Origin of the sequence: Morganella morganii, from assembly GCF_019243775.1 — a bacterium.
GTDB classification, from domain to species: domain Bacteria; phylum Pseudomonadota; class Gammaproteobacteria; order Enterobacterales; family Enterobacteriaceae; genus Morganella; species Morganella morganii.
Genome location: NZ_CP069157.1, coordinates 3,364,880 through 3,388,074 on the forward strand (window position 1 = coordinate 3,364,880; position 23,195 = coordinate 3,388,074).

Here is a 23,195-nt window from a genome sequence, read left to right on the forward strand (position 1 = left end):
ATAGTCCTGCTCCGCATGCAGCTCTGAGCAGGACCCTGTGGCGCTGATTATACCCGGTCAGTCCGGCCAACAATCAACTTGCGTCACAAATAACGACTGAAAAAAGTAACAAAAAATACAAAAATATGATGATAATCACATTATTCAACTATTTTACCCTGAAAAGTCTCCCGCAAAGCCGGGAATTGGCGGGTATTTAACCAGATGACGAACATGAAATAACATCTGCTTACAATTGTAAGTGATTTCAGGTGATTTGGCACACAAAATGCAGGCTTTAACAGGACAAAATCGCGGGAAAATCGATTCAGGAATCTTAATCAGATGATTGCAGCGAAAAAAGTGTACAGCTGTTGCGATAAATCTGAGCAGCAATCTCTTCCGGAGACTCACTGCGCAGTGAACAGAGCACTTCAAATGTACGGACAATCCGCTCCGGCCGGTTCGGTTCACCCTGAAAACCGCTGAGCGGCATATCCGGGGCATCCGTTTCCAGCAGTAACGCAGAGAGCGGGAGCTGCGCGATTGCCCGCCGGGTCTTCTGAGCCCGGTCGTAAGTAATCGTCCCGCCGACCCCGATGTAATAACCCAGCTTCACAAAGGCATCCGCCTGGGCAAAACTTCCTGAAAATCCGTGAATCACACCACGGCGGGGCACCGGGTGACGGCGCAGAACAGCAGCGAGCGTGTCATGGGTTTTGCGGGAGTGCAGAATAACCGGTTTATCTGTCCGTGCGGCCAGTTTCAGTTGAGCAATAAAAAAATCCAGCTGCTTATCCCACTGCGGCTCCGCCATATAGCGATCCAACCCGATTTCCCCCACCGCCACGCATTCTGTCCCGCTTGCGGTGATAAACGACTCAAGCTGTTCCAGATGTTCAGGGGTGTGTTCGGCAATATAAAGCGGATGCAGACCAAATGCCGCGTGCAGGCGGGGAAATGCATCGCCGGATGACCGGCACAGCCCGGCCACCGTGCTGAGGTTCCGATTGCTGACCGCCGGGATAATAATATCGGTCAGCCCGGCCTGTGCCGCTGCGGCTTTATGGCGGGTAAGATCATCCGTAAAAAACGGGAAATCGAAATGGCAGTGGGTATCAATAAATTGCATTTATTCAGTCCGCCGGCTTTTCCGGTGAGCGTTCCGGTGAATGTAATACCGCCGCTGTACCGTCCGTGACCGGCAGTTGTGAGTCGTTGTCGTTGGATGCGGGCGGAACCCTCAGTACGGAACTTCGTACCGGCTCATATGACGCCCAGCGCTCACCGAGTGTTGCCAGAAAATAACGTCCGCTGCGGCGGCCCAGCCGGTAATCCTGCATCAGCGTTTTAACCCGGCTGCCGAGCGCATTGCTTGCCAGCGGTGCATTCGGATAAATTTCAGCAATTTCAACCCCGGGCGGCGGTGACTGAATAAATTTTTGTGTCCGGTAATAGCTTTTGGCATGCTGTTTCATCATGGCAACCATCCGTTTCAGATGGCTTTTTTCCAGCCAGCGTTCCATCCTTTTCACCCATTCCGGGGTGTAATAGAGCTGTGACGGCACAGTCCGGATCACCACAATCCGGGTCGCGCCCCGCCGCCATGCCTCAATAACCGGCACCGCATCACTGATGCCGCCGTCGTGATACGTGATGCCGTCAATTTCCACCCCTTCACGGTAGAATCCGGGGATAGCGCTGGAGGCTTTGATATATTCCAGCCAGTCTTCGGCCTGCGGGCTGAAATACGCGGCATCCAGATTATCCGCCCTGCTGGCACACATATAAAATTCCTGCCCCTGATCAAAGCGCCGCAGTGCATGCGCAATATTCAGCGGACATTCCGCAGAGGTTGAAGAAATAAGCCAGTCGAGATCGATAAGATTGCCGCCGCGGATAAAACGCAGCGGATTAAAGAATTGTTTGTCGGTGGTGTAGCGGGTAATGACATGACGGGCGTAGCCGCGCTGACCGCACAGATACGCAGACAGGTTCTGCGCACCGGCAGAGGTGCCTATCAGCAAATCAAACGGGTTAAACCCGGCTTTGAGAAACTCATCCAGCACACCGGCCGTAAAAATCCCGCGCTGGCCGCCGCCTTCACAGACCAGCGCCAGTTTACCGGTCGCCTGAAGCGGATCAGGCAACCAGGCCAGCGGTGCGATTTTCCCGGGCGTTACCGGGATATACGTTCCCATCCTGCTCTTCCCCCGGCTCAGATTACCTGCCGGTTATTTATACTGCCCGATACTGACTTCCACGGCACGGACACCGGGAACGCCTTTGGCAATATCGATGATTTTTGTACGCTGCGCATCTGTGGTAACAAATCCGGAGAGATACACAGTACCGTTAATGGTTTTCACGGCGATATCATTGCTGTCAATATCATCCGCACTCAGCAGCTGACCACGGATTTTGGCGGTGATCGTGCTGTCATCCACCAGCAGTGAGGCATCTTTTACCGCGCCGTCAAATTTTTGCTCCGCCTGCTTACCCAAATCTTCCGCAGACTGAGAAGCACTGTCCCACGCCTGGCCGGCTTTCTGACTCAGAGATTCCCCCGCCATGGCGGATGCGCTGAACAGCGCGCCGCTGACCAGCAGGACGGCCAGTGATTTCATGGTATTGCGCATTATCGTATCCTTCTTCATTTTCATGATGAACATCATCTGTCTGTCAGTGTATCTTAACTCCGCCATAAAAAAAAACGCGCCGGAGGCGCGTTCTCATTCTGTCAGTGTTCGCGGGTTTTGTGGAAACTCACATCCGGATAACGTTCTGCGGTGAGGTTCAGGTTCACCATAGTCGGTGCGATATAAGAGAGGTTATCGCCGCCGTCAAGTGCCAGATGCAGTTCGTTTTTACGTTTGAACTCTTCCAGTTTCTTCACATCGTCACACTCCACCCAGCGGGCGGTGGAGACGTTAACCGCCTCATAAATAGCTTCGACGTTGTACTCGCTTTTCAGACGGGCAACCACCACATCAAACTGAAGCACACCCACCGCCCCGACAATCAGGTCGTTGTTGGCCAGCGGACGGAAGACCTGCACCGCGCCCTCTTCGGACAGCTGAACCAGTCCTTTCAGCAATTGTTTCTGTTTCAGCGGATCACGCAGACGGATACGGCGGAACAGTTCCGGTGCAAAGTTCGGGATACCGGTGAATTTCAGAATCTCACCCTGAGTGAAGGTATCACCAATCTGAATGGTGCCGTGGTTATGCAGACCGATAATATCACCGGGATAGGCGCAATCCACATGCGCACGGTCGCCGGCCATAAAGGTCAGCGCATCAGAAATCACCACGTCTTTTTTGAGACGCACCTGATGCAGTTTCATGCCTTTTTCATACACACCGGAGACAATGCGCAGGAACGCCACGCGGTCACGATGTTTAGGATCCATATTCGCCTGAATTTTAAAGACAAACCCGGTGAATTTATCTTCTTTTGCAGTCACTTCACGGACATCCGTCTGACGCGGCATCGGTGCCGGTGCCCAGGAAACCAGGCCGTCCAGCATATGATCCACCCCGAAGTTTCCCAGCGCGGTACCGAAGAAGACCGGTGTCAGTTCACCAGCGAGGAACAGTTCCTCATCAAACTCATGGGATGCGCCCTGCACCAGTTCCAGCTCATCACGCAGCTGTTTTGCCAGCTCTTCGCCGACAGCAGCATCCAGATCCGGGTTATTCAGCCCTTTTACAGTACGGACTTCCTGAATGGTATGCCCCTGGCCGGTCTGATACAGATAGGTTTCGTCGCGGTACAGGTGATAAACCCCTTTGAACAGCTTACCGCAGCCGATAGGCCAGGTGATTGGCGAACAGGCAATCTTCAGCTCGTTTTCCACTTCATCCAGTAACTCCATCGGGTCACGGATATCGCGGTCAAGTTTGTTCATAAAGGTCAGGATCGGCGTGTCACGCAGACGGGTAACTTCCATCAGCTTACGGGTACGATCCTCAACCCCTTTTGCCGCATCGATCACCATCAGGCAGCAGTCCACCGCCGTCAGGGTGCGGTAGGTATCTTCGGAGAAGTCTTCGTGTCCCGGGGTGTCCAGCAGGTTCACCAGGGCATCGTGATACGGGAATTGCATCACGGATGTGGTGATTGAGATCCCGCGCTGTTTTTCCATTTCCATCCAGTCAGATTTGGCGTGCTGATTAGAGCCGCGGCCTTTGACGGTACCGGCTTTCTGGATAGCCTGTCCGAACAGCAGGACTTTTTCGGTAATGGTGGTTTTACCGGCATCGGGGTGCGAAATGATCGCAAAGGTGCGGCGTTTGGCCACTTCCTGTAAAAATGCATTATTTGACATCTGGGCGTTCTTCTGGGGCTGCGAGGCAGAAACACACGGTTTCCGCCTCTGATTTCTCATTAATGGTGCTTATTTTCGCCCGGTTTGCCCCGTGAAACAACAAAAGCTTGAAAATCCGGCTCCGTCAGTTATCCAGCAGACAGATACAGGCGATTGCATCGCTCATCTGACAACGTTCCATCAGTGCCAGTAAATCTGCATTAATATCACCCACATGCATTTTCAGTGAGAAATAGGCGCCCAGCAAAAGCTGAACATCACTCTCTTTCAGTACCCGTTCTTCCGTTACCGCCAGCGCCGTCAGATTGGTCCGCAAATAGAAATAATCCATGACCAGCAGACTGAAGTGAGACAAGGCATTGCGGGAACCGGTAACACCACCGGCGAAATTAGCCGCATGCGGGAACTGGCTGTGATACAGCAGATAGGAAAACAGATTACGCAGTGTGTATGGTTGATTCAGACAACTGTTCTGCTGCTGTACTTTCCATTCTGACCGCAGACGCGCCATGTTTTCTTCCGTGCGTACTGCGGTCTGTTGCTCATCCATTCCGAGTTGCTTCAGCGTATTGATATAAGTGGAGAATAAAAAAGTACCACTGCGGGATAACCTGGGAATAAATTTACCGTAAACACTTAATACTGCGGTCTGAAAACTGACCGGGTGCGGCAGTGCTCTGCGCTCTGCCGTCAGTTCTCCGTTTTCCGTTGCATTGAGCAGAAATTCATACACGCCCTGAATACGATCAAAATTCGCTTCAATGTCATAATTGAGCTTACTGATAAACGTCAGCAGCTGCATAACGGCATAGAGGTTATCCTCAAACTCCGGTGACGGTACCTGCACCAGATTCAGACACCAGAGGTACATCAGGTATTGCGGATCAGTCAGCGCCGCATCCTGCGGTACTTTTTTCAGATACTGCTCTTCTTCTGTTAACTGCATGGCATCGGCGGAAAACAGCAACTGACGAACAACCTCCGGGCAGGAAAGTGACAAACGTTTGAACGTCGCATTCTGATATTTTATTTCACTGCGCGGATATTCACGGCAGGTATCACTCATTGCCGAAGGCCCGAGCTTACTGTAAACACCACACAGCCGCTTTTCTGTCAGAAACGGACACTGTTTTTCTTCTGTCAGCCGGATATACGCATATGTACCGGCACGCTCCGATTTAAGAACATGTTCCTGAGAAATCTGTTTAATTTCAATGCTGTCCGCATTGTGATATTTTTTATAGGTTTTCTTATCGATACTGATAAACCAGTCCTGGCAGCAGTGCGACAGGCATTCAGAACCGACGCATTCAAAGCGCCGGATAAACATCGGTGTGATAATTTTATGGATAAACATGACAAGGCGCGCCTGTGATAAATGTATACCATCACAGTAACACGCAGAAAATTGCCGAAAGGGATAAAAAACCGCCGTTTTATCTGACTTATCGCTCTATTACATTTCGCGCTATGACATTCCGAAACTCAGGTAAAGCGCCATAATCACTGCATCCTCTTTACCCTGTGCCGCCGGATAATAGTTCTTCCGCACAGTGACCTCATTAAAACCAAGCGATTCATACAGCGCAATCGCCGGGCTGTTTGATGCCCGGACTTCCAGCCAGAGTGTCGCAATCCCTTTTGCTGTCAGGTCTTCAATCACTTTTTCCAGTAACTGACGGCCATAACCTTTTCCCTGATGCTCAGGTGAAACCGCAATATTAAACAGGGTCGCTTCATCCAGTACCGTCTGGTTGATGGCGAATCCGGCCAGTTCCCCGTCTGCTTCCAGTTTCAGGTTATGGTAACGTTCGCCGTGATTGCTGCGGAATGTGGCTTCACTCCAGGGATAAGCGTGAGCGGCCTGTTCAATACGGAATGCGGCGGAAAAATCAGCGGGAAGCAGCGGTGACAGTCTGATCATAATGATAAATTTGTGTCCATAATCCGCGTTTTGCCTGCGCGTCCTGATACAGGTCGGCAAGACGGGGAGAGTGTAATGAAGGCAGTGAATCCGGCAGTTCAGCTTCCGTTCCCGGCAGCCAGCACAGGCAGTTTGTCTGCGCCGGGATACTCTGTACATTATCCGGTGTGATGCAGTAAACATCATCCGCCGTGATATTCAGGCTGCGGAATATATCGCTGAGTAAATCACAGGTGAGATCTGCCTGCTCATCGGTTATGATCAGCAGACGTGCCGAAGCCGGGATCTGTACAGACAGTTCCCCTTTCAGGCGCTGCGGCTGACGCAGCGTCCATTGGGTGATCCCCATCTGAGCCAGCATTCTGTCTCGTCGCGTCATAATGTATCCCTGAAATAACAAACGACACTATCTTAGCAAAGCGCGCTGCCCGCGCCAATGCTGCCGAATTATGATTTACAGGAGTTAACGGATGTCCATGCTTACCCCGGCCAGTGAAGTGATTTTACGTCATGCAGACGAATTTACCGGGAGCCGTGTCCTGCTTGCCGGGGACATTCAGGATCCCCTCGCTGCACAGCTTTCCGCGCAGTCAGTGTATGTCAGCACCAGCCAGTATCATCAGTGGCAGGCCCTGCGTGTCCCGCTGGGTGATCGCGCCGCATTTGCGCTGACCGTCAGCCCGGAAGCCGCCGCACAATGCGACACACTGATCTATTTCTGGCCGAAGAGTAAACAGGAAGCGCTGTTCCAGCTGACACAGATTTTTTCCTGCCTGCCGGTCGGCAGTAATATTTTTATTGTCGGTGAAAACCGCAGTGGTGTCCGCAGCGCGGAAAAAATGACAGAGCCATTCACAGCACTCCGTAAAATTGACAGCGCACGCCGCTGCGGCCTTTATTACGGCGAACTGACCACGCCGGCACACTTTGCCCTGAAAGAGTGGATCGGCAGTTATACCGCTGAAGGGACGCAAATCGTGACGCTGCCGGGTGTATTCAGCCAGGACAATATTGATGTCGGCAGCGCACTGCTGCTGGAATCACTGAACCAGCCGGTGACCGGCTCTCTGCTGGATATTGCCTGCGGCAGTGGTGTTATCGCGACCGTACTGGCAAAACGTAACCCGGGGCTGACCCTGACACTCAGTGATGTCTCAGCGGCCGCCCTTGAAGCCGGACGAGAAACTCTGGCACGCAACCAGCTGGAAGGCCGTGTAATCGCCAGTGATGTGTATTCGGATATCAGTGACCGCTATGACTGGATTGTTGCCAACCCGCCGTTCCATGACGGTCTGAACACCAGCTACAGTGCCGCACAGCGCCTTATTTCCGGTGCCAAAGCCCGTCTGAACCACGGCGGGAAACTGTGCATCGTGGCCAACGCCTTTTTACCGTATCCCGATCTGCTGGACAGCACATTTGGTCAGCATAAGGTTCTGGCGCAAACCGGTAAATTTAAGGTCTACCTGGCTACAAATGCCTAATAAGTAAGCGAAGTCACCAATTTTGATAAAAAAATATTGACGGCGCGGATAAAACCGCTAAAATCCGCCTCCATGCTATCAGTTACAAGATAGTTCTGAATTGCGAGGGTGGCGGAATTGGTAGACGCGCTAGCTTCAGGTGTTAGTGTCCTTACGGACGTGGGGGTTCAAGTCCCCCCCTTCGCACCAATCAGATCTTATCACACACAATTGACAGCAGATTGAATGACAGTACCTGCGAGGGTGGCGGAATTGGTAGACGCGCTAGCTTCAGGTGTTAGTGTTCTTACGGACGTGGGGGTTCAAGTCCCCCCCTTCGCACCACTGTTATGACAATCTTCTGACATCACTTCCCGGATATCACATCCTCAGATGCTCGAACCAGAGCAGACTTCCCAGAACGAATGCAATCCCTGCCGGAATCAGCAGGAAATGACGCAATACGCGGTTATACAGCATCGGCATTGTCAGCAGAATCACCACTGCTAATGCAATACGGGCAGCATCCTGTTCATGCCCCTGTGATAAAAACAACACGACCGGTATCAGCGCCAGCATCATGCCACCGACCCCGGTTAACTGCTGCCAGAAAAACGATGAAAGCGGGTGTTTGATTTGCATCACAGCCACTCCTTACAATAACGAAATGAGAATCATTACTGTTATCATAAATAATCTGCCGCCTGTTGCAACCGCTTTTTCGCATAAAATGCAAAAAAGGCGCATGATTATATACCTGAAAATCATACACCTATAATTAATGCGTCTATAAATTGAACAGATATTAATGTGTTAAATGATCAGTTCCGGAAAAGAGACACAAAATGAATGTCTTCCGGTTCCAGGGCAAACAGCGCCGGATCCGGCTTTGCGATCAGTTCACATCCCAGATGCTGATAAAAATGCACGGTATTTCCTGCCGTTCAAGCTGTCTCGTGAGAAGTGTCATCATTTGTTGTCTCTGTTTTTATATCTGCGACACCTTCTAACACATGATAGGCCACAGAGCAAAACAGCGAGTTCAGACGCTTCATATCCCCCAGCAGCCCGATATGTAACCGGCTGCTGCCGATGCTCTGCAGATTATTGACATGCAGCCGCTCCACATGAGCAAAAGAGTAACGCTGATTCAGCAGACGGAACCGGTGTTTTGCCCGGCGCAGCCGCCGTGCATTATCCACATCCCCGGAAACAAATACCGACATCGCCAGATTCAGGTTATTCTGCAGCCGTGACATCATGGTGGTCAGTTCACTGTAGCCGTCTTTCGAGAAAACACGCTGCGGATCCGCCGTCTGATTCGCCACATCGTGGGACATCCGCCCGATAATCAGGGAGGACTGCTGAAGTGACATCGCGGTATCAATCACCTCCGCCCAGCGCCGGGAATCACTTTCCCCCAGTTCGGTTTGCTGTAACTGCGCCAGATAGAGTTTGATACTGCTGTGCAGCATCTCTGCTTCTTCTTCCAGGTGGCTGATCAGCCGTTTCTGCTCACCTTTACCCGCCAGCTGACTGTCAAAACGCTGAAGCATCTGCTCAATCACATCCCCCAGCCGCAGGGTTTCCCGTACCGCATTAGCCAGCGCAAGAGAAGGAGTATCCAGCGCACTCTGATCCAGATAACGGGGCGCTGCGCTGTCCTCTTCCGCCTCCGGTTCGGCGATAAGACGCTGACACAGCCGTGCCATCGGCTTCACCAGTGCCAGCATCAGCACACAGCGGACCAGGTTATAGACCACATGGAAATAAATAACGACTTCCGCCGCCGGCAGATTGTACTGGCCGACCCAGAGCGCCAGCGGTTTCACCCACGGCAGCACCAGCACACAGCCAATCAGTTTGAACAGCATACTGCCGAGCACCACCTGACGCGCAACCGCATTCTGACCGCGGCTGCTCAGCATGGCCAGGAAGCCGCTGCCGAGGTTAGAGCCGATGACGATCGCCAGACTGATATGCAGCGGCACCAGGCCGGTGGCACTCAGTGTGGCCGTCAGCAGCACCGCCGCCAGGCTGGAGTAGCTGACCATGGCGAACAGTGCGCCCACCAGTAGCGCCAGCACCGCATCCCCGCTCAGTGAGGTGAAAATAGCCTGAACAGCGGACGCCTGTGTGATCGGTTCTGCGGAAGCCACAATCAGCTGAAGCGCCAGGATAATCAGACCCAGCCCGATACCGACCCTCCCCAGTTGCCCGGTCCGGCTCTTTTTCTGACTCAGAAACGTAGTAACCCCCGCCAGGATCAGCAGAGGTGAGAGCCAGGAGAGATCAAACGTCAGCACCCGTGCCATCAGCGCCGTCCCGACATCCGCCCCCAGCATAATCACCAGGGCGGGCGGCAGCGCTATCATGCCCTGTGCCACAAACGAAATCACCAGCAATGCGGTGGCATTACTGCTCTGCACCAGCGCAGTCACCCCCAGACCGGCGAGAAACGCCCGTGATGTTTTCCGGATGCTCTTTCCGAGCAGTCGCCGCAGATCCGCACCGAAAACACGCATAATTCCTGTCCGGACAATGTGTGTCCCCCAGACCAGCAGCGCAACCGATGAAAGAAGATGGAGTAATGTCAGCATAGTGTTTTCGTCAGCATAAGGTCCCGTTAAAACGATCAGATCAACGGTATATCACACAGGCACTGTGTCACAATGTGATAATGGTAATAAACACCGCCGCCATCAGAATAAAAAATCGCATAAAACACACAGTCTTACGGAATACAGGATGTCTGCCCCGGAGCCGGGACATCGGATAAGTATACCTTATGGTAAATATATTTCAAAAATCATCATGTTACAAAAAAAATAAAAAAACCGCCGGCACAGAGTACCGGCGGCAGCCACTGCTGAAATCAGCAAAATGATGCAATCAACATGAAGAAAAGCACTTCAGAACAGTGTGAATATCAGGTACCGCAGATTACTTCAGCTCCATCGCGTCCCGCATGGTGAAGAACAAATCTGTCTGATCCGTCAGACCCACCACATTCGCCGCCCCCGGACCGTATGCCGCCACACGCAGCTGGGCACCGGTATGCTCCTGCGAATCTGATTCCGAGTTACCGTAGTTAACTGCCATCACGCTGCCGTCTTTGGTCAGCAGTGCCTGAGTCAGACCCGGTGAGACTACATCCGCTTCAATAATCTGGCTGGAATGAGCATGATCAGCGGTCACAATCACCAGCGTATCACCATGTTTTTTCGCGTATTCCATACCGATTTGTACCGCTTCATCCAGTGCAACGGTTTCGCCGATCTGGCCGCAGGCGTTTGCCGCGTGATCCTGTTTATCGATAGAGGCGCTTTCCACCTGTAAGAAGAAGCCGTTTTCATGATCTTTAAGCAGATCAATGGCTTTTTCAGTCATCTGAGCCAGTGTCGGAGCATTCGGATCCAGTTTTGAACTTGGCTTACACTCCACGACAGGTTTGTCGAGGTTGCCGCGGTAGGAGGCTTTCGGACCTTCCCACGCCACTTCCATATTGCCGTCACTGAATAATCCGAGCACCGGTTTATCCTGATTTGCCGCTTTCACATCCGCCAGCGATTTGGCATCTTTCACAACCAGATAACCACGTGCCGCTGCCTGCTCTTCCAGGGTTTTACCTGCATAGTCCCCGGCTTTGGCTGTCTGGCGGAAACTCTTCGCACCGCCGCCGAGCGTGACATCCGCACGGGCATTCAGCAGTTGTTCACTGATGGAGCCCAATCCGCCGTTTTCCAGTGCATCCGCACTGCAGCGCTCTGCGGTTTCTTCCGGGCCGTAGCATTTACGCTGACTGATATGTGAGATCAGTGCGGCTGGTGTGGCATCCTGAATTTCAGATGTGGTGACATTCCCGGTCGCTTTGCCGTTTTTCTTTGCCAGCTCGAGAATGGTGGTGTGCGGTTTGCCGGTAACATCAATGCCCAGCGCACCGTTATAGGTTTTCACCCCGGAAGCCCAGGCAGTCGCAGAGGCAGCGGAGTCAGTAACATAATTCGGTTTCTGTGTTTTCTTATCGAGCGCATACGTGGTGTACTGGCCGGTCAGCGGCAGGGAATCAATTCCTTTAAACACGCCACCCGCGCCTTCTGCATAGTTACGCGCCACGGTAATTTCGGAATCCCCCATACCGTCGCCGATAAACAGAATCACATTTTTTGCTTTGGTCTGACCGATAGCCGCTTTCAGCGCCTCAGTCTGATCGGATGACAGACGTCGCGCACCGCCGAACTCCGTGATATTGCCTTTGGCGGCGCGATCCTGTGCCAGAATGGCATCTGCATTCCCCGCTGCAACTGCCGGTAATGCAGAGCCTGTCAGCAGTGCCAGAACGGCAGCTGCAACCCGTGTTTTCATCGTCGCATGAAGCATGAGCAGAATCCTTGTCATTAATAAAATAGTCAGTTATCAACGCAGGACAGCCTAATCCGCTCTTATGACATCAGCGTGACACTATTGTGACCTCTTTGTGTCAGTCAGATGCATCAGCCCGGAATGCAGGGTTTCGCACCATGAGACATAGTCATGCCCACCCGGGCGCTCCTCACGGGTAACCTCGTAACCTTTTTCCTGTAAAACCTGATACAGCGCCCGGTTGTTATGCAAAATCCCGCCGGCACCGGCACGGGTTTCAAACACACCGGCCTCAAGAAAAAACCGCAGCGGAAGTTTGTGAGTACCTGCAAACTCGCGAATCAGCCATTCCTGCGGCTCTCCCTCCGGTGACCACCAGTAAGAGCCGGACATACTCAGCACATTACCGAAACGGTGGGGTAATTTCATCGCATTCCAGGAAGACGCAAGGCCGCCGTAACTACTACCGGAAACAATGGTCCGCCCCGCAGGGATATTAATACCCTGCTGTGCCAGCCACGGCATCAGCTCTTTATCCAGAAACTGCGGGAATTGCTCATTCGGCGGCAACTCTTTGCCGCGCTGCTCACTGCTGATACTGTCCACCATCACCACATACAGCAGCGGGATTTCCCCGCGCTTCACCCACTGATCAATAAATGTGACGATATGATAGTTTTTGCGGTATATCTGCCCGTCAAACAACACCAGCAACCAGGGCTTCGCACCCGGCTCCGGCGGGGTATACACCGCAATTTCCCGCTGATTATTCAGAATATCGCTGTGCAGCTGATGCAGCGTCACCGTACCAAAAACCGGTTGTTGTCCGGGCGCCCGGAAATCACACACTCTGTTGTTATCTAACGCAATAATGGCATGGCGATTAAATTCATCTGCCCCGTCGGCACCCGCACTCAGCGGGTTACGCGGATCCGCCTGTGCCGTGCTCAGCAGCGCTTTACGGCGGGCACCTTCAACGGAACTGTCAAGCTGCGGAATATCCGGGGCAATTTTATACTGACTGACAGTCTCTGCGGGAACAATGTAGGAGCGATACCAGATATCGGTATCATTCAATCTGGCCATCGGATCATGCTGTCCGGAAGGTGCGCCAAGTATGTAAGCATTCACTTTTGCACCACGCCAGAGAAACGTGATCCGCTTGTGGTGCTCGTCATACTCCTCAACCAACGGGGTTTCTGTCACCGCCTGCCAGAAAGCCGAGGTATCGCCCCCGTTAACCAGCGTTATCAGCTGTTGCAGGCGCACACTGTCCACCGGCAGGGAGATGTTTTCAGCTACCGGCTGATACGGATAGTTAGTAAGCGCCAACTTCCATTCAGAGCCCGGTATCCCCTGTGAGGTCAGTGTCCAGGTGTCATCAAACGGTAATGTGAATGTCACAGATTGCATTTCTGTGACAGGATTGTCGGTAAGCAGCGTCCGGCGGGGTGTCATCTGACTGTCATAGAGTGACAAATCACGGATATTCTCACTTTCCGCAATCACTACCTGTTTTTCTGACAACGGCAACTGCACACAGGCCTGTCCGTTGTGATCAAATGTGCCGGTAATCGTCATCGTCTGTTTTTCATCCGGAACGGAAAGTGACTGACAGGAAGAAGAGGCCTGCGCGGAAAATGCAGAAAATGCCGCGCAGCAAAGCAGAGTTTTTTTTCACGTCGCTGATCCTTCAAAATCAGTAATAATTATCATTATTATTTATCAGCTTCGTATTTTTATGCCACCGGACGGAAAAGTCAAACTGCCACATCAGACAGCAGGCCCTCTTCCGGCTCCCCGGCAATCCATACCGATGTGCAGACCTTTTCCAGCAACGCCTTATTGTGACTGAATACCACCAGCCCGAGCGGCCGTTTCTCTGATTCTTCAATCAGCACCTGCCAGATCTGTGCCTGAATATGTGCATCCAGTTGCGCGGTCACCTCATCGGCGATCAGGAAACGGGTACGCGGATCTAACGCCCGCAGCAGTGCGATTCTCGCCAGTTCCCCGCCGGACAACTCATCCGGACGACGTTCCAGCCAGTGAGGCTCAATGCTGAGCTTTTCCAGCCATTCCGCATCCGGTTTCCAGGCATCATATAACCCGGCACCAGTCGTACGGTACGGATTAAAACACTTCTCAGGATGCTGCGGTACCAGCTGTACCGGACAATAGCCGGCTTTCGGTAGCGGTTTGCCGTCGAGCAGCAGTTCCCCGGCATGCGGTTGCTGCCACTGTGCCAGGACCCGCCCCAGCGTTGTTTTCCCGAACCCGCTGGGTGCGGAGATCCCCAGACGCTCACCGGCATTCAGCCGGAAAGAAAGGCCGTCCCACAATGTTTTTCCGCCCTGGATAACCTGTAAATCGCGGATTTCAAACATACGCTTTTCCTCTCTGCTGATTTATCCCGTTATCATAACAACTAATTTCCCGCAGACACACGGCTTTCCGTCAGCAGCCCGATGCACTCCTGAGCACCACGTTTAAGCACATCCCCTTTCCGGCTGACAATATGCACCGGCAGCACCAGACCGTTGCGGGTATTGCGGAATGACAGAACTTTCAGTGTCCCGGACGCCACTTCCGCCCGGATCATCGATTCCGGCAGATTCCCCCAGCCGATACCCGCTTTAACCAGTCCCAGCGCCATCGAAAAATTATCAGTCTGCCAGGTTTTCGTCGCCATCTGTGAACGCACATCAGTGAGAGAATGGTGAAGACTGGCAATAACGATTTGTTTTGCCTGTACCAAATCCTCAATATAAACAGACTGTTGCTGAGATAAAGAAGGATGAGTGGCTGAAATGGTGGCCACCAGGGCTTCATGACCGATACAGTGAAATTGCTCGCGCGGATCCACATACAGCCCGCCGAAAACCAGTGCCAGCTGGATCCGCCCCTGATGCAGCAATGGCAGAATGTCATCCTGTGACCCGGATAAAATTTCTGTTTTCAGCAACGGATAACGCTGATTCAGTATCTGCAGAGCAGAAAACAAGTCCTGCGGATTCACACAGGTTGCGACCCCCACCGCCAGTGTGCTCTCCACATCCTGCGTCAGCTCGCGGGTAAACACATTCAGCTGATGAATTTTATCCGTTATCTCTCTGGCATACGGTGCCAGCGCCAGGGCTCTTTCTGTCGGTACCGGTGCCCTGCCCGAACGTTCAAACAGTGCAAAACCCAGTTCAGCTTCCAGATTACTGACCGCCATACTGACCGCTGACGGCACGCGGTGCAGCGCTCTTGCGGCGGCTGAAAATGATCCTTTCTCCAGCACCGTCAGAAAAAGCTGCAAGTTATCACTGTTAAACGGCATATACCCTCCTGCCTGTCAGAAAATCTGATAGTAGCTGACTTTTATTATCATCTCTATTGATTTACTTTCCCTGCATTCTTTACAGTAAACAGCAGCAGGATATCAATATGCAGGGTTTAAAACGAAAACTGGTCTTTATCACCGCTTATGAGCTCATCGGCTGGATCATTTCATCAGTTGCGCTGGCCATACTCTCCGGTAATTCAGCCGGTGTAACCGGGCCGCTGGCGCTGGCAATTACCACCATCGCCGTCAGCTGGAATTTTATCTTTAATACATTGTTTGAATTCTGGGAATCCCGCCAGATTTCCCGTATCCGGACATTCCGCCGCAGATTCGTACACGCCATCCTGTTTCAGCTGACGCTGGTGGTTTTCCTTATTCCGCTGATTGCATGGTGGTTATCGGTCAGTTTAATACAGGCTTTCCTGCTGGATTTTGCCCTGATTATTTTTATCCCGATCTACACATTTTTCTTTAACTGGGCGTTTGACAAACTATTCGGAGTTCCGGCTTCCGCATTGCCCCGGAAAGAGACAGCCACACATTAATAATAATATTAAAAATAGCCATACCGGTGAAACGGCATGGCTTTTTACCTGATAAAAACAAAATTTAAAAACTAATATTTAATCCCCAAACCAGTCATACCTCTATTTCCTGTTAGTTTAAATTCAGCATTACCTTTATTAATTTCAATTCACTCAACAGTTTCATCAGGATCAACAACATCCCGCCCTGACCGGGAATTTGCTTCCCGTCATCACCTGAGCCCGGCTTGATACCGGCCAGGTTATCGCCGCTGAAGCTGTCATTGAATTCACTAAAAGTACGCCGCAGATGACATTTGCAGTGCTGTTTTTTGCATCATTTTTTGATTTCCTTATCTGACCGTTATATCCTGCTGACAAACAGAAATCAGAGTAAAAATTCGCCGGATGGAGCTATCAGGATGAAAAGAACTATCAGCAATCTGATAGCTCAGAAAATAAAAATAACCGGCCACAATAAACAGCTGAAAACATCATGAAAAGGATGTCATTATGAAAAAGGTATTGCTGTTATTTATATTATTCAGTTTTCAAATTATCGCAGCACCTCTGACTCCTTCAGATATCGATGCACTGAAAAAAAAAACCGGAAAGGGCAGCAGAAAACATTGTTGCATCCATGAGTCAGACAGAAAAAATTGGTCAGCTGATGATGCTTGATTTTCGCTATTGGGATATATTCCGGAGTCCGGTTCCTGTTCCCGTGATCAATATAAATAACGATATCAAAGATATTATCTATCGTTACCGGTTAGGTGGCATTGTATTATTCAGGGAAAATTTAATTAACACACCCCAGACAGTAAAACTGATCAATGATATTCAGTCTTCCCGTTACCGTCTTCCGTTATTTATCAGCACTGATCAGGAAGGTGGTTATATAACCAGGCTGCGGGTTGGTACAGAAATGCCCGGAAATATGGCTCTCGGAGCTACACGTGACCCGGATTCAGCAAGACTAACCGGTGAAATTCATGGCAGTGAGTTATCTGCACTGGGATTTAATATGAATTTTGGCCCGGTTGTGGATATCAATAATAATCAAAATAACCCGGTTATTGGTGTACGGGCGTATTCTGACAGAAAAGAGCTGACAGAAATCCTGTCAGCCGCCTATATCCGTGGTATTCATCAATACGGACTTATCACTGCTCTGAAACATTTCCCCGGACACGGCAATGTCTCTGCAGATTCACATGTCGCCCTTCCGGTTGTCACATCAGATGAAAAAACCTGGCGGCAAACAGAATTACCGCCATTTATTTATGCGCTGCAACATGGTGCAGATGCGGTTATGACTGCACATATTATTGTTCCGGCACTGGATGACACAAAAATAAAAACCCGTGACGGTTCAGAAGCAGGTACACCAGCCACATTATCAAAACCTATCCTGACCGGCATATTACGCAAAGAACTTCATTTTCAGGGGCTGATAATTACGGATGCCATGGATATGAAAGCCATCACTGATAACTTTGATCTCAATTTTGCCGTTGAGCACGCCCTGTCTGCAGGCGCCGATATTATCCTGATGCCGGTAAAAATGTGGGATGAAGAAGCAGTTAAGCGCCTTGATAATTTATATCGCTATCTGGATGAACAGGCACAGAAAAACCCGGAACTGCAGCAACGTATTGATGAATCCGCAAAACGGGTGGTTCTGATGAAGCTGAATAAAGCCATCAGCGGAGCACCTGCGGATCCGGTGAAAGCACAGCAAATTGTCGCCTCAGTACAGCATAAAAATCAGGAAAATAAGGTATCTGAACAGGCCGTTACCATAATAACAAATGACGGTATCCTGCCTTACCAACTGAAACCGGAAAATAAAATTCTGGTAATCTCCGATGAATATCCCCGTAATCAGTTAATTAAAAAGCATCTGAATGATATTGCACGGGAAACGGAAACCCGTATTCATGTCACTGCACAAAAAATAAAAACAGATAAGAAAACGCTCTCTGAAAAGAAAATCAGCACCATGATCAGCGGGCAGGATATTATTTTACTGGTCACTTACAACCTGCGGGAACGTGATACAAATGCACAATTTATCATCAACTCCGCTAATGATGCAGGCATTCCCTTAGTCGTGATATCTTCACGGGATCCATACGATATTGCGAGTCTGAGTAATGTAAAAGCGAATATTGCTATCTATGGTATTACCGGATTTGATATTACAAATGGTCAGCGTAATGCACTGGAAACGAATATCCGGAGCGGCTTGCGGACGTTATTCTCCGGTAAAAACGCCCGCCCGCTTAATTATCCCGCCGGACGGTTACCCGCAGACATTAAAGACCCGGAAAGTGGTATTATTTTATACCCTTATGGCACAGGGGAAACCTATGATAAGCAGGATTAGAAATACATCTGCCGGAATCTTCATCTGTCAGCCGGACAGTAACGAACAGGATTGAAATAAGGAATAAGCATGAATTTATCCCGCACTGCTGTAATACTGGGTATCGTCGGTCTGAGCATCAGCTTTCCCGCTGTAACGATGGCGGAAGAGAAAGGATTAAGTCCGCTGGAACAATGCTATCAGTCTGTCGGGGATTCACCACGGACAAAAATTGCAGGCTGCCTGGGTGCAAAACTGAATGCCGCAAATACCCGGCTGAATACGATTCTGGCACAGCAAAAACAGGAAATTGCATCACTCCATTCAGCCGGAAGTGAAAAAGCCATTCAGTCACTGAATTTGTCACACTCCGCCTTTATCACTTTCCGCGATGCTGAGTGCCGGTATCGCTATGATGCAACTCTCGGTGGTAGTGGTGCCGGCGATATCATGAAAGCCTGCCAGATTGACCTGACAAATTGGCGGATAAAACAGTTACAGGAAAATTAATTCACAGAAAAAACAGCAGATAACGCTATTCCGGCACAGAAATACCGGCCAATGCATTTCCACCACAGAGCATCCCGGTCAATTCATTATCTGCTGTTTTTTTTCACTGATTTCACACAGCCTATCCTGCAGATGTCATCCCCGGCAATATTTATTACTCTTGTGTAGCCGTACCCTCTGTCTTTTCCTGAAACAACTAAGATAAGTATCTATATTATCTGCAGACTACCATTATTAACCTGATTATCAGGATGATGATGAAAATATCATCATGATGACAGATAAAATACAAACGGAATTATTTTTCTGGTCACAGTCAGATTCCGGGAAGGCGATTAATTATCTGATTTTTTGTATTCAGAGGGATAAAGGGATGGCAAAGATGTCTTTATAAATACCACTCTGGTCTGCCCGGCCTGTTCGCCGGGAAACCATATCGATGAGCAGGCTGCGGACAGTTCATCAGCCCGGGCGCTTTCATGAGTCTGCTATCCAATACTGAAACTTCTTTCGATGACTAATATTATGAAGTTCCTGTATCTGACGGCGTAATATAACCCGCCAGCCATCCGGCTTATCAGGCCAGCTTTTCCGGTATTTGTAGCTGCTGCATGAACCCAGGACTCCCGGCAGAGTTTGCCCACAAGATAGTGCGTTCTGAATTTCCCGGTTACCGGGAATTGTTCGGGGAGTCTGGTATCTGGCACGTGGTGACTTTTTTAATAAAAGGATATCCGGAGAGAAGTGGATTCAGAATAATTTTTCTTTTCGCCCAAACGCAAAAAAGCCACCCAAAGGGTGGCTTCTTCACTTAATAATAACCTGGCGGTTCCCTACTCTCACATGGGGAGACCCCACACTACCATCGGCGCTACGGCGTTTCACTTCTGAGTTCGGCATGGGGTCAGGTGGGACCACCGCGCTACGGCCGCCAGGCAAATTCATTAATCCAAAACAAGCTTTCACAGTGAATGACTTCTGCCTCTTCACTGTGCTGAAAAATCTCTCTAATCGTCTCTCAACTCAAAACACCTTCGGTGTTGTCAGGTTAAGCCTTTCCGGTTCATTAGTACTGGTCAGCTCAACGCATCGCTGCGCTTACACACCCAGCCTATCAACGTCTTAGTCTCAAACGTTCCTTCAGGACCCTTAAAGGGTCAGGGAAGACTCATCTCGAGGCAAGTTTCCCGCTTAGATGCTTTCAGCGGTTATCTCTTCCGCACTTAGCTACCGGGCAATGCAATTGGCATCACAACCCGTACACCAGTGGTGCGTTCACTCCTGGTCCTCTCGTACTAGGAGCAACCCCTCTCAATCTTCCAGCGCCCACGGCAGATAAGGACCGAACTGTCTCACGACGTTCTAAACCCAGCTCGCGTACCACTTTAAATGGCGAACAGCCATACCCTTGGGACCTACTTCAGCCCCAGGATGTGATGAGCCGACATCGAGGTGCCAAACACCGCCGTCGATATGAACTCTTGGGCGGTATCAGCCTGTTATCCCCGGAGTACCTTTTATCCGTTGAGCGATGGCCCTTCCATTCAGAACCACCGGATCACCAAGACCTACTTTCGTACCTGCTCGAGCCGTCACTCTCGCAGTCAAGCTGGCTTATGCCTTTGCACTAACCGCATGATGTCCGACCATGCTTAGCCAACCTTCGTGCTCCTCCGTTACTCTTTGGGAGGAGACCGCCCCAGTCAAACTACCCACCAGACACGGTCCCAATCCAGATTATGGACCCGGGTTAGAACATCAAACGTTAAAGGGTGGTATTTCAAGGATGGCTCCGTGCAGACTGGCGTCCACACTTCGTTGCCTCCCACCTATCCTACACATCAAGGCTCAATGTTCAGTGTCAAGCTATAGTAAAGGTTCACGGGGTCTTTCCGTCTTGCCGCGGGTACACTGCATCTTCACAGCGAGTTCAATTTCACTGAGTCTCGGTGGAGACAGCCTGGCCATCATTACGCCATTCGTGCAGGTCGGAACTTACCCGACAAGGAATTTCGCTACCTTAGGACCGTTATAGTTACGGCCGCCGTTTACCGGGGTTTCGATCAGAAGCTTCGCCTTGCGGCTGACCTCATCAATTAACCTTCCGGCACCGGGCAGGCGTCACACCGTATACGTCCACTTTCGTGTTTGCACAGTGCTGTGTTTTTAATAAACAGTTGCAGCCAGCTGGTATCTGCGGCTGGCTTCAGCTCCGTGGGTAAACCACTTCACCTAATGCCAGCGTGCCTTCTCCCGAAGTTACGGCACCATTTTGCCTGGTTCCTTCACCCGAGTTCTCTCAAGCGCCTGAGTATTCTCTACCTGACCACCTGTGTCGGTTTGGGGTACGATTATGGTAACCTGGAGCTTAGAGGCTTTTCCCGGAAGCAGAGCATCAATCACTTCACCACCGTAGTGGCTCGTCGTCACGCCTCAGTGTTAACAACCGACCGGATTTGCCTGGTCAGTCCACCTGCACGCTTAAACCGGGACAACCGTCGCCCGGATGATTTAGCTTTCTCCGTCCCCCCTTCGCAGTTACCACCAGTACGGGAATATTAACCCGTTGCCCATCGACTACGCTTTTCAGCCTCGCCTTAGGGGTCGACTCACCCTGCCCCGATTAACGTTGGACAGGAACCCTTGGTCTTCCGGCGTGCGGGTTTTTCACCCGCATTATCGTTACTTATGTCAGCATTCGCACTTCTGATACCTCCAGCAACCCTCACAGGTCACCTTCACAGGCTTACAGAACGCTCCCCTACCCAACAATATTTACATATCGCTGCCGCGGCTTCGGTGCATAATTTAGCCCCGTTACATCTTCCGCGCAGGCCGACTCGACCAGTGAGCTATTACGCTTTCTTTAAATGATGGCTGCTTCTAAGCCAACATCCTGGCTGTCTGAGCCTTCCCACTTCGTTTCCCACTTAATTATGACTTTGGGACCTTAGCCGGCGGTCTGGGTTGTTTCCCTCTTCACGACGAACGTTAGCACCCGCCGTGTGTCTCCCGTGATAACATTCTCCGGTATTCGCAGTTTGCATCGGGTTGGTAAGTCGGGATGACCCCCCTAGCCGAAACAGTGCTCTACCCCCGGAGATGAGTTCACGAGGCGCTACCTAAATAGCTTTCGGGGAGAACCAGCTATCTCCCGGTTTGATTGGCCTTTCACCCCCAGCCACAAGTCATCCGCTAATTTTTCAACATTAGTCGGTTCGGTCCTCCAGTTAGTGTTACCCAACCTTCAACCTGCCCATGGCTGGATCACCGGGTTTCGGGTCTGTACCTGCAACTAATTCGCCCAGTTAAGACTCGGTTTCCCTGCGGCTCCCCTATTCGGTTAACCTTGCTACAGAATATAAGTCGCTGACCCATTATACAAAAGGTACGCAGTCACACCATAAAGGTGCTCCCACTGCTTGTACGTACACGGTTTCAGGTTCTTTTTCACTCCCCTCGCCGGGGTTCTTTTCGCCTTTCCCTCACGGTACTGGTTCACTATCGGTCAGTCAGGAGTATTTAGCCTTGGAGGATGGTCCCCCCATATTCAGACAGGATAACACGTGTCCCGCCTTACTCATCGGACTCACAACACCAGTGCTTTCAGATACAGGGCTATCACCTGCTGTGGCCAGCCTTTCCAGACTGTTCTCTTAACACTGATGCTGATTAAGGTCCTGGGCTGCTCCCCGTTCGCTCGCCGCTACTGGGGGAATCTCGTTTGATTTCTTTTCCTCGGGGTACTTAGATGTTTCAGTTCTCCCGGTTCGCTTCATTACCCTATGTATTCAGGTAATGATAGTGTGACGGATCACACTGGGTTTCCCCATTCGGAAATCGCCGGTTATAACGGTTCATATCACCTTACCGGCGCTTATCGCAGATTAGCACGTCCTTCATCGCCTCTGACTGCCTAGGCATCCACCGTGTACGCTTATTCGCTTAACCTCACAACCCGAAAGTGTCTTATCCGACAGGCTGTGCTTTGCGATTTCTTTGTCGGGCGGTGCTCGTGATGCTCACATACCTGAGTATGCTCCGCTCACTGTGCTCCGGCCTCCGCGAAATCACTTCGCTCGCCGTGTCGTAGTAACACGTTCTGTTGCTTGGCTGAGAGACTCATCAATATTACCTCGGTGATAATATTGATTGTTTCAATTTTTCAGCTTGTTCCGGATTGTTAAAGAGCATAATTGTTAAGCTGACTCTTGAATCAGCTTAATCATTATTTGCAGATGACTTTCACTCATCCGCGCAGACTGGCGTCCCCTAGGGGGATTCGAACCCCTGTTACCGCCGTGAAAGGGCGGTGTCCTGGGCCTCTAGACGAAGGGGACATTAGTCAGCTTCGCAGACGCTCTCTGCTCATTTTCTATCAGACAATCTGTGTGAACACTC

Annotated in this window: 16 protein-coding genes, 3 tRNA genes, 2 rRNA genes and 2 pseudogenes; 6 read left to right on the top strand and 17 right to left on the bottom strand. The window is 50.9% G+C overall.

Annotated elements, in window-relative coordinates:
- Positions 1-316: 316 nt before the first annotated feature.
- From JL661_RS16035 to JL661_RS16065, 7 genes are all read right to left on the bottom strand, one after another.
- Entirely contained in the window at positions 317-1,111 is a 795-nt protein-coding gene (locus JL661_RS16035; protein WP_004237060.1) for a TatD family hydrolase, read from the bottom strand.
- A 4-nt stretch (positions 1,112-1,115) separates the two neighbouring features.
- Positions 1,116-2,180 (bottom strand): patatin-like phospholipase family protein, encoded by a 1,065-nt coding sequence (locus tag JL661_RS16040; RefSeq protein WP_004237059.1) that lies wholly within the window; start codon positions 2,178-2,180, stop codon positions 1,116-1,118.
- A 33-nt stretch (positions 2,181-2,213) separates the two neighbouring features.
- On the bottom strand, positions 2,214-2,618 hold the full coding sequence (locus tag JL661_RS16045) for a BON domain-containing protein (RefSeq protein WP_004242077.1): 405 nt from the start codon (positions 2,616-2,618) through the stop codon (positions 2,214-2,216).
- Positions 2,619-2,719: 101 nt separating this feature from the next.
- Positions 2,720-4,309: a peptide chain release factor 3 gene (gene prfC / locus JL661_RS16050; RefSeq protein WP_004237057.1), complete on the bottom strand. Its 1,590-nt coding sequence runs from the start codon at positions 4,307-4,309 to the stop codon at positions 2,720-2,722.
- A gap of 124 nt (positions 4,310-4,433) precedes the next feature.
- Positions 4,434-5,666 (bottom strand): flagellin lysine-N-methylase, encoded by a 1,233-nt coding sequence (fliB, locus tag JL661_RS16055; protein ID WP_049245635.1) that lies wholly within the window; start codon positions 5,664-5,666, stop codon positions 4,434-4,436.
- A 111-nt stretch (positions 5,667-5,777) separates the two neighbouring features.
- Positions 5,778-6,233: a ribosomal protein S18-alanine N-acetyltransferase gene (rimI, locus tag JL661_RS16060; RefSeq protein WP_004237054.1), complete on the bottom strand. Its 456-nt coding sequence runs from the start codon at positions 6,231-6,233 to the stop codon at positions 5,778-5,780.
- Positions 6,202-6,612 carry a DNA polymerase III subunit psi gene (locus JL661_RS16065; RefSeq protein WP_032099229.1) on the bottom strand — a complete coding sequence of 137 codons (411 nt, stop codon included), beginning with the start codon at positions 6,610-6,612 and terminating at the stop codon, positions 6,202-6,204. Before JL661_RS16065 ends, rimI begins: the two co-directional genes overlap by 32 nt.
- Before the next feature lie 91 nt (positions 6,613-6,703).
- On the opposite strand from JL661_RS16065, the gene rsmC reads away from it, so the two are divergent.
- The 3 genes from rsmC (at position 6,704) to JL661_RS16080 (ending at position 8,041) form a co-directional block, all read left to right on the top strand.
- Positions 6,704-7,717, top strand: a complete 1,014-nt coding sequence (gene rsmC, locus JL661_RS16070; protein WP_062773160.1) for a 16S rRNA (guanine(1207)-N(2))-methyltransferase RsmC — start codon at positions 6,704-6,706, stop codon at positions 7,715-7,717.
- Between the two features lie 102 nt (positions 7,718-7,819).
- Positions 7,820-7,906: transfer RNA gene (locus JL661_RS16075), tRNA-Leu, on the top strand.
- Positions 7,907-7,954: 48 nt separating this feature from the next.
- Positions 7,955-8,041, top strand: a tRNA-Leu gene (locus JL661_RS16080).
- A 36-nt stretch (positions 8,042-8,077) separates the two neighbouring features.
- Here the strand turns inward: JL661_RS16080 and JL661_RS16085 are convergent.
- From JL661_RS16085 to JL661_RS16115, 7 genes and pseudogenes are all read right to left on the bottom strand, one after another.
- Positions 8,078-8,338 carry a DUF1435 family protein gene (locus JL661_RS16085; RefSeq protein WP_004237051.1) on the bottom strand — a complete coding sequence of 87 codons (261 nt, stop codon included), beginning with the start codon at positions 8,336-8,338 and terminating at the stop codon, positions 8,078-8,080.
- A 179-nt stretch (positions 8,339-8,517) separates the two neighbouring features.
- A pseudogene (locus JL661_RS16090) lies at positions 8,518-8,631 on the bottom strand (GNAT family N-acetyltransferase); the annotation flags it as partial.
- 9 nt (positions 8,632-8,640) lie between these two features.
- Complete coding sequence (locus JL661_RS16095) at positions 8,641-10,296, bottom strand: Na/Pi cotransporter family protein (protein ID WP_004237049.1); 1,656 nt, start codon at positions 10,294-10,296, stop codon at positions 8,641-8,643.
- A 343-nt stretch (positions 10,297-10,639) separates the two neighbouring features.
- Positions 10,640-12,076, bottom strand: coding sequence for an alkaline phosphatase (gene phoA / locus JL661_RS16100; RefSeq protein ID WP_015422431.1), 1,437 nt, complete (start codon positions 12,074-12,076; stop codon positions 10,640-10,642).
- An 81-nt stretch (positions 12,077-12,157) separates the two neighbouring features.
- Positions 12,158-13,639: an alpha/beta hydrolase-fold protein gene (locus JL661_RS16105; RefSeq protein WP_080981830.1), complete on the bottom strand. Its 1,482-nt coding sequence runs from the start codon at positions 13,637-13,639 to the stop codon at positions 12,158-12,160.
- Positions 13,640-13,818: 179 nt separating this feature from the next.
- Positions 13,819-14,445: an ATP-binding cassette domain-containing protein gene (locus JL661_RS16110; protein ID WP_036417914.1), complete on the bottom strand. Its 627-nt coding sequence runs from the start codon at positions 14,443-14,445 to the stop codon at positions 13,819-13,821.
- Positions 14,446-14,486: 41 nt separating this feature from the next.
- Complete coding sequence (locus tag JL661_RS16115) at positions 14,487-15,383, bottom strand: LysR family transcriptional regulator (RefSeq protein WP_049245686.1); 897 nt, start codon at positions 15,381-15,383, stop codon at positions 14,487-14,489.
- A gap of 107 nt (positions 15,384-15,490) precedes the next feature.
- On the opposite strand from JL661_RS16115, the gene JL661_RS16120 reads away from it, so the two are divergent.
- The 3 genes and pseudogenes from JL661_RS16120 (at position 15,491) to umoC (ending at position 18,794) form a co-directional block, all read left to right on the top strand.
- On the top strand, positions 15,491-15,934 hold the full coding sequence (locus JL661_RS16120) for a PACE efflux transporter (RefSeq protein ID WP_049245684.1): 444 nt from the start codon (positions 15,491-15,493) through the stop codon (positions 15,932-15,934).
- 492 nt (positions 15,935-16,426) lie between these two features.
- Positions 16,427-18,305 (top strand): annotated as a pseudogene (locus JL661_RS16125) (glycoside hydrolase family 3 protein).
- Positions 18,306-18,374: 69 nt separating this feature from the next.
- On the top strand, positions 18,375-18,794 hold the full coding sequence (gene umoC, locus JL661_RS16130; protein WP_004237036.1) for a lysozyme inhibitor LprI family protein: 420 nt from the start codon (positions 18,375-18,377) through the stop codon (positions 18,792-18,794).
- Between the two features lie 820 nt (positions 18,795-19,614).
- On the opposite strand, the gene rrf is transcribed toward umoC, so the two are convergent.
- From rrf to JL661_RS16145, 3 genes are all read right to left on the bottom strand, one after another.
- A 5S ribosomal RNA gene (rrf, locus tag JL661_RS16135) occupies positions 19,615-19,730 on the bottom strand.
- A gap of 108 nt (positions 19,731-19,838) precedes the next feature.
- Positions 19,839-22,745, bottom strand: a 23S ribosomal RNA gene (locus JL661_RS16140).
- Positions 22,746-23,057: 312 nt separating this feature from the next.
- Positions 23,058-23,134 (bottom strand) — tRNA-Glu (locus JL661_RS16145).
- Positions 23,135-23,195: the final 61 nt, after the last annotated feature.

Excerpts from the sequence above, each read along its gene's own strand:
- JL661_RS16035 (WP_004237060.1), bottom strand. The coding sequence starts at position 1,111 with ATGCAATTTATTGATACCCACTGCCATTTCGATTTCCCGTTTTTTACG.
- JL661_RS16040 (WP_004237059.1), bottom strand. The coding sequence starts at position 2,180 with ATGGGAACGTATATCCCGGTAACGCCCGGGAAAATCGCACCGCTGGCC.
- JL661_RS16045 (WP_004242077.1), bottom strand. The coding sequence starts at position 2,618 with ATGCGCAATACCATGAAATCACTGGCCGTCCTGCTGGTCAGCGGCGCG.
- prfC (WP_004237057.1), bottom strand. The coding sequence starts at position 4,309 with ATGTCAAATAATGCATTTTTACAGGAAGTGGCCAAACGCCGCACCTTT.
- fliB (WP_049245635.1), bottom strand. The coding sequence starts at position 5,666 with ATGTTTATCCATAAAATTATCACACCGATGTTTATCCGGCGCTTTGAA.
- rimI (WP_004237054.1), bottom strand. The coding sequence starts at position 6,233 with ATGATCAGACTGTCACCGCTGCTTCCCGCTGATTTTTCCGCCGCATTC.
- JL661_RS16065 (WP_032099229.1), bottom strand. The coding sequence starts at position 6,612 with ATGACGCGACGAGACAGAATGCTGGCTCAGATGGGGATCACCCAATGG.
- rsmC (WP_062773160.1), top strand. The coding sequence starts at position 6,704 with ATGTCCATGCTTACCCCGGCCAGTGAAGTGATTTTACGTCATGCAGAC.
- JL661_RS16085 (WP_004237051.1), bottom strand. The coding sequence starts at position 8,338 with ATGCAAATCAAACACCCGCTTTCATCGTTTTTCTGGCAGCAGTTAACC.
- JL661_RS16095 (WP_004237049.1), bottom strand. The coding sequence starts at position 10,296 with ATGCTGACATTACTCCATCTTCTTTCATCGGTTGCGCTGCTGGTCTGG.
- phoA (WP_015422431.1), bottom strand. The coding sequence starts at position 12,076 with ATGCTTCATGCGACGATGAAAACACGGGTTGCAGCTGCCGTTCTGGCA.
- JL661_RS16105 (WP_080981830.1), bottom strand. The coding sequence starts at position 13,639 with ATGACGATTACCGGCACATTTGATCACAACGGACAGGCCTGTGTGCAG.
- JL661_RS16110 (WP_036417914.1), bottom strand. The coding sequence starts at position 14,445 with ATGTTTGAAATCCGCGATTTACAGGTTATCCAGGGCGGAAAAACATTG.
- JL661_RS16115 (WP_049245686.1), bottom strand. The coding sequence starts at position 15,383 with ATGCCGTTTAACAGTGATAACTTGCAGCTTTTTCTGACGGTGCTGGAG.
- JL661_RS16120 (WP_049245684.1), top strand. The coding sequence starts at position 15,491 with ATGCAGGGTTTAAAACGAAAACTGGTCTTTATCACCGCTTATGAGCTC.
- umoC (WP_004237036.1), top strand. The coding sequence starts at position 18,375 with ATGAATTTATCCCGCACTGCTGTAATACTGGGTATCGTCGGTCTGAGC.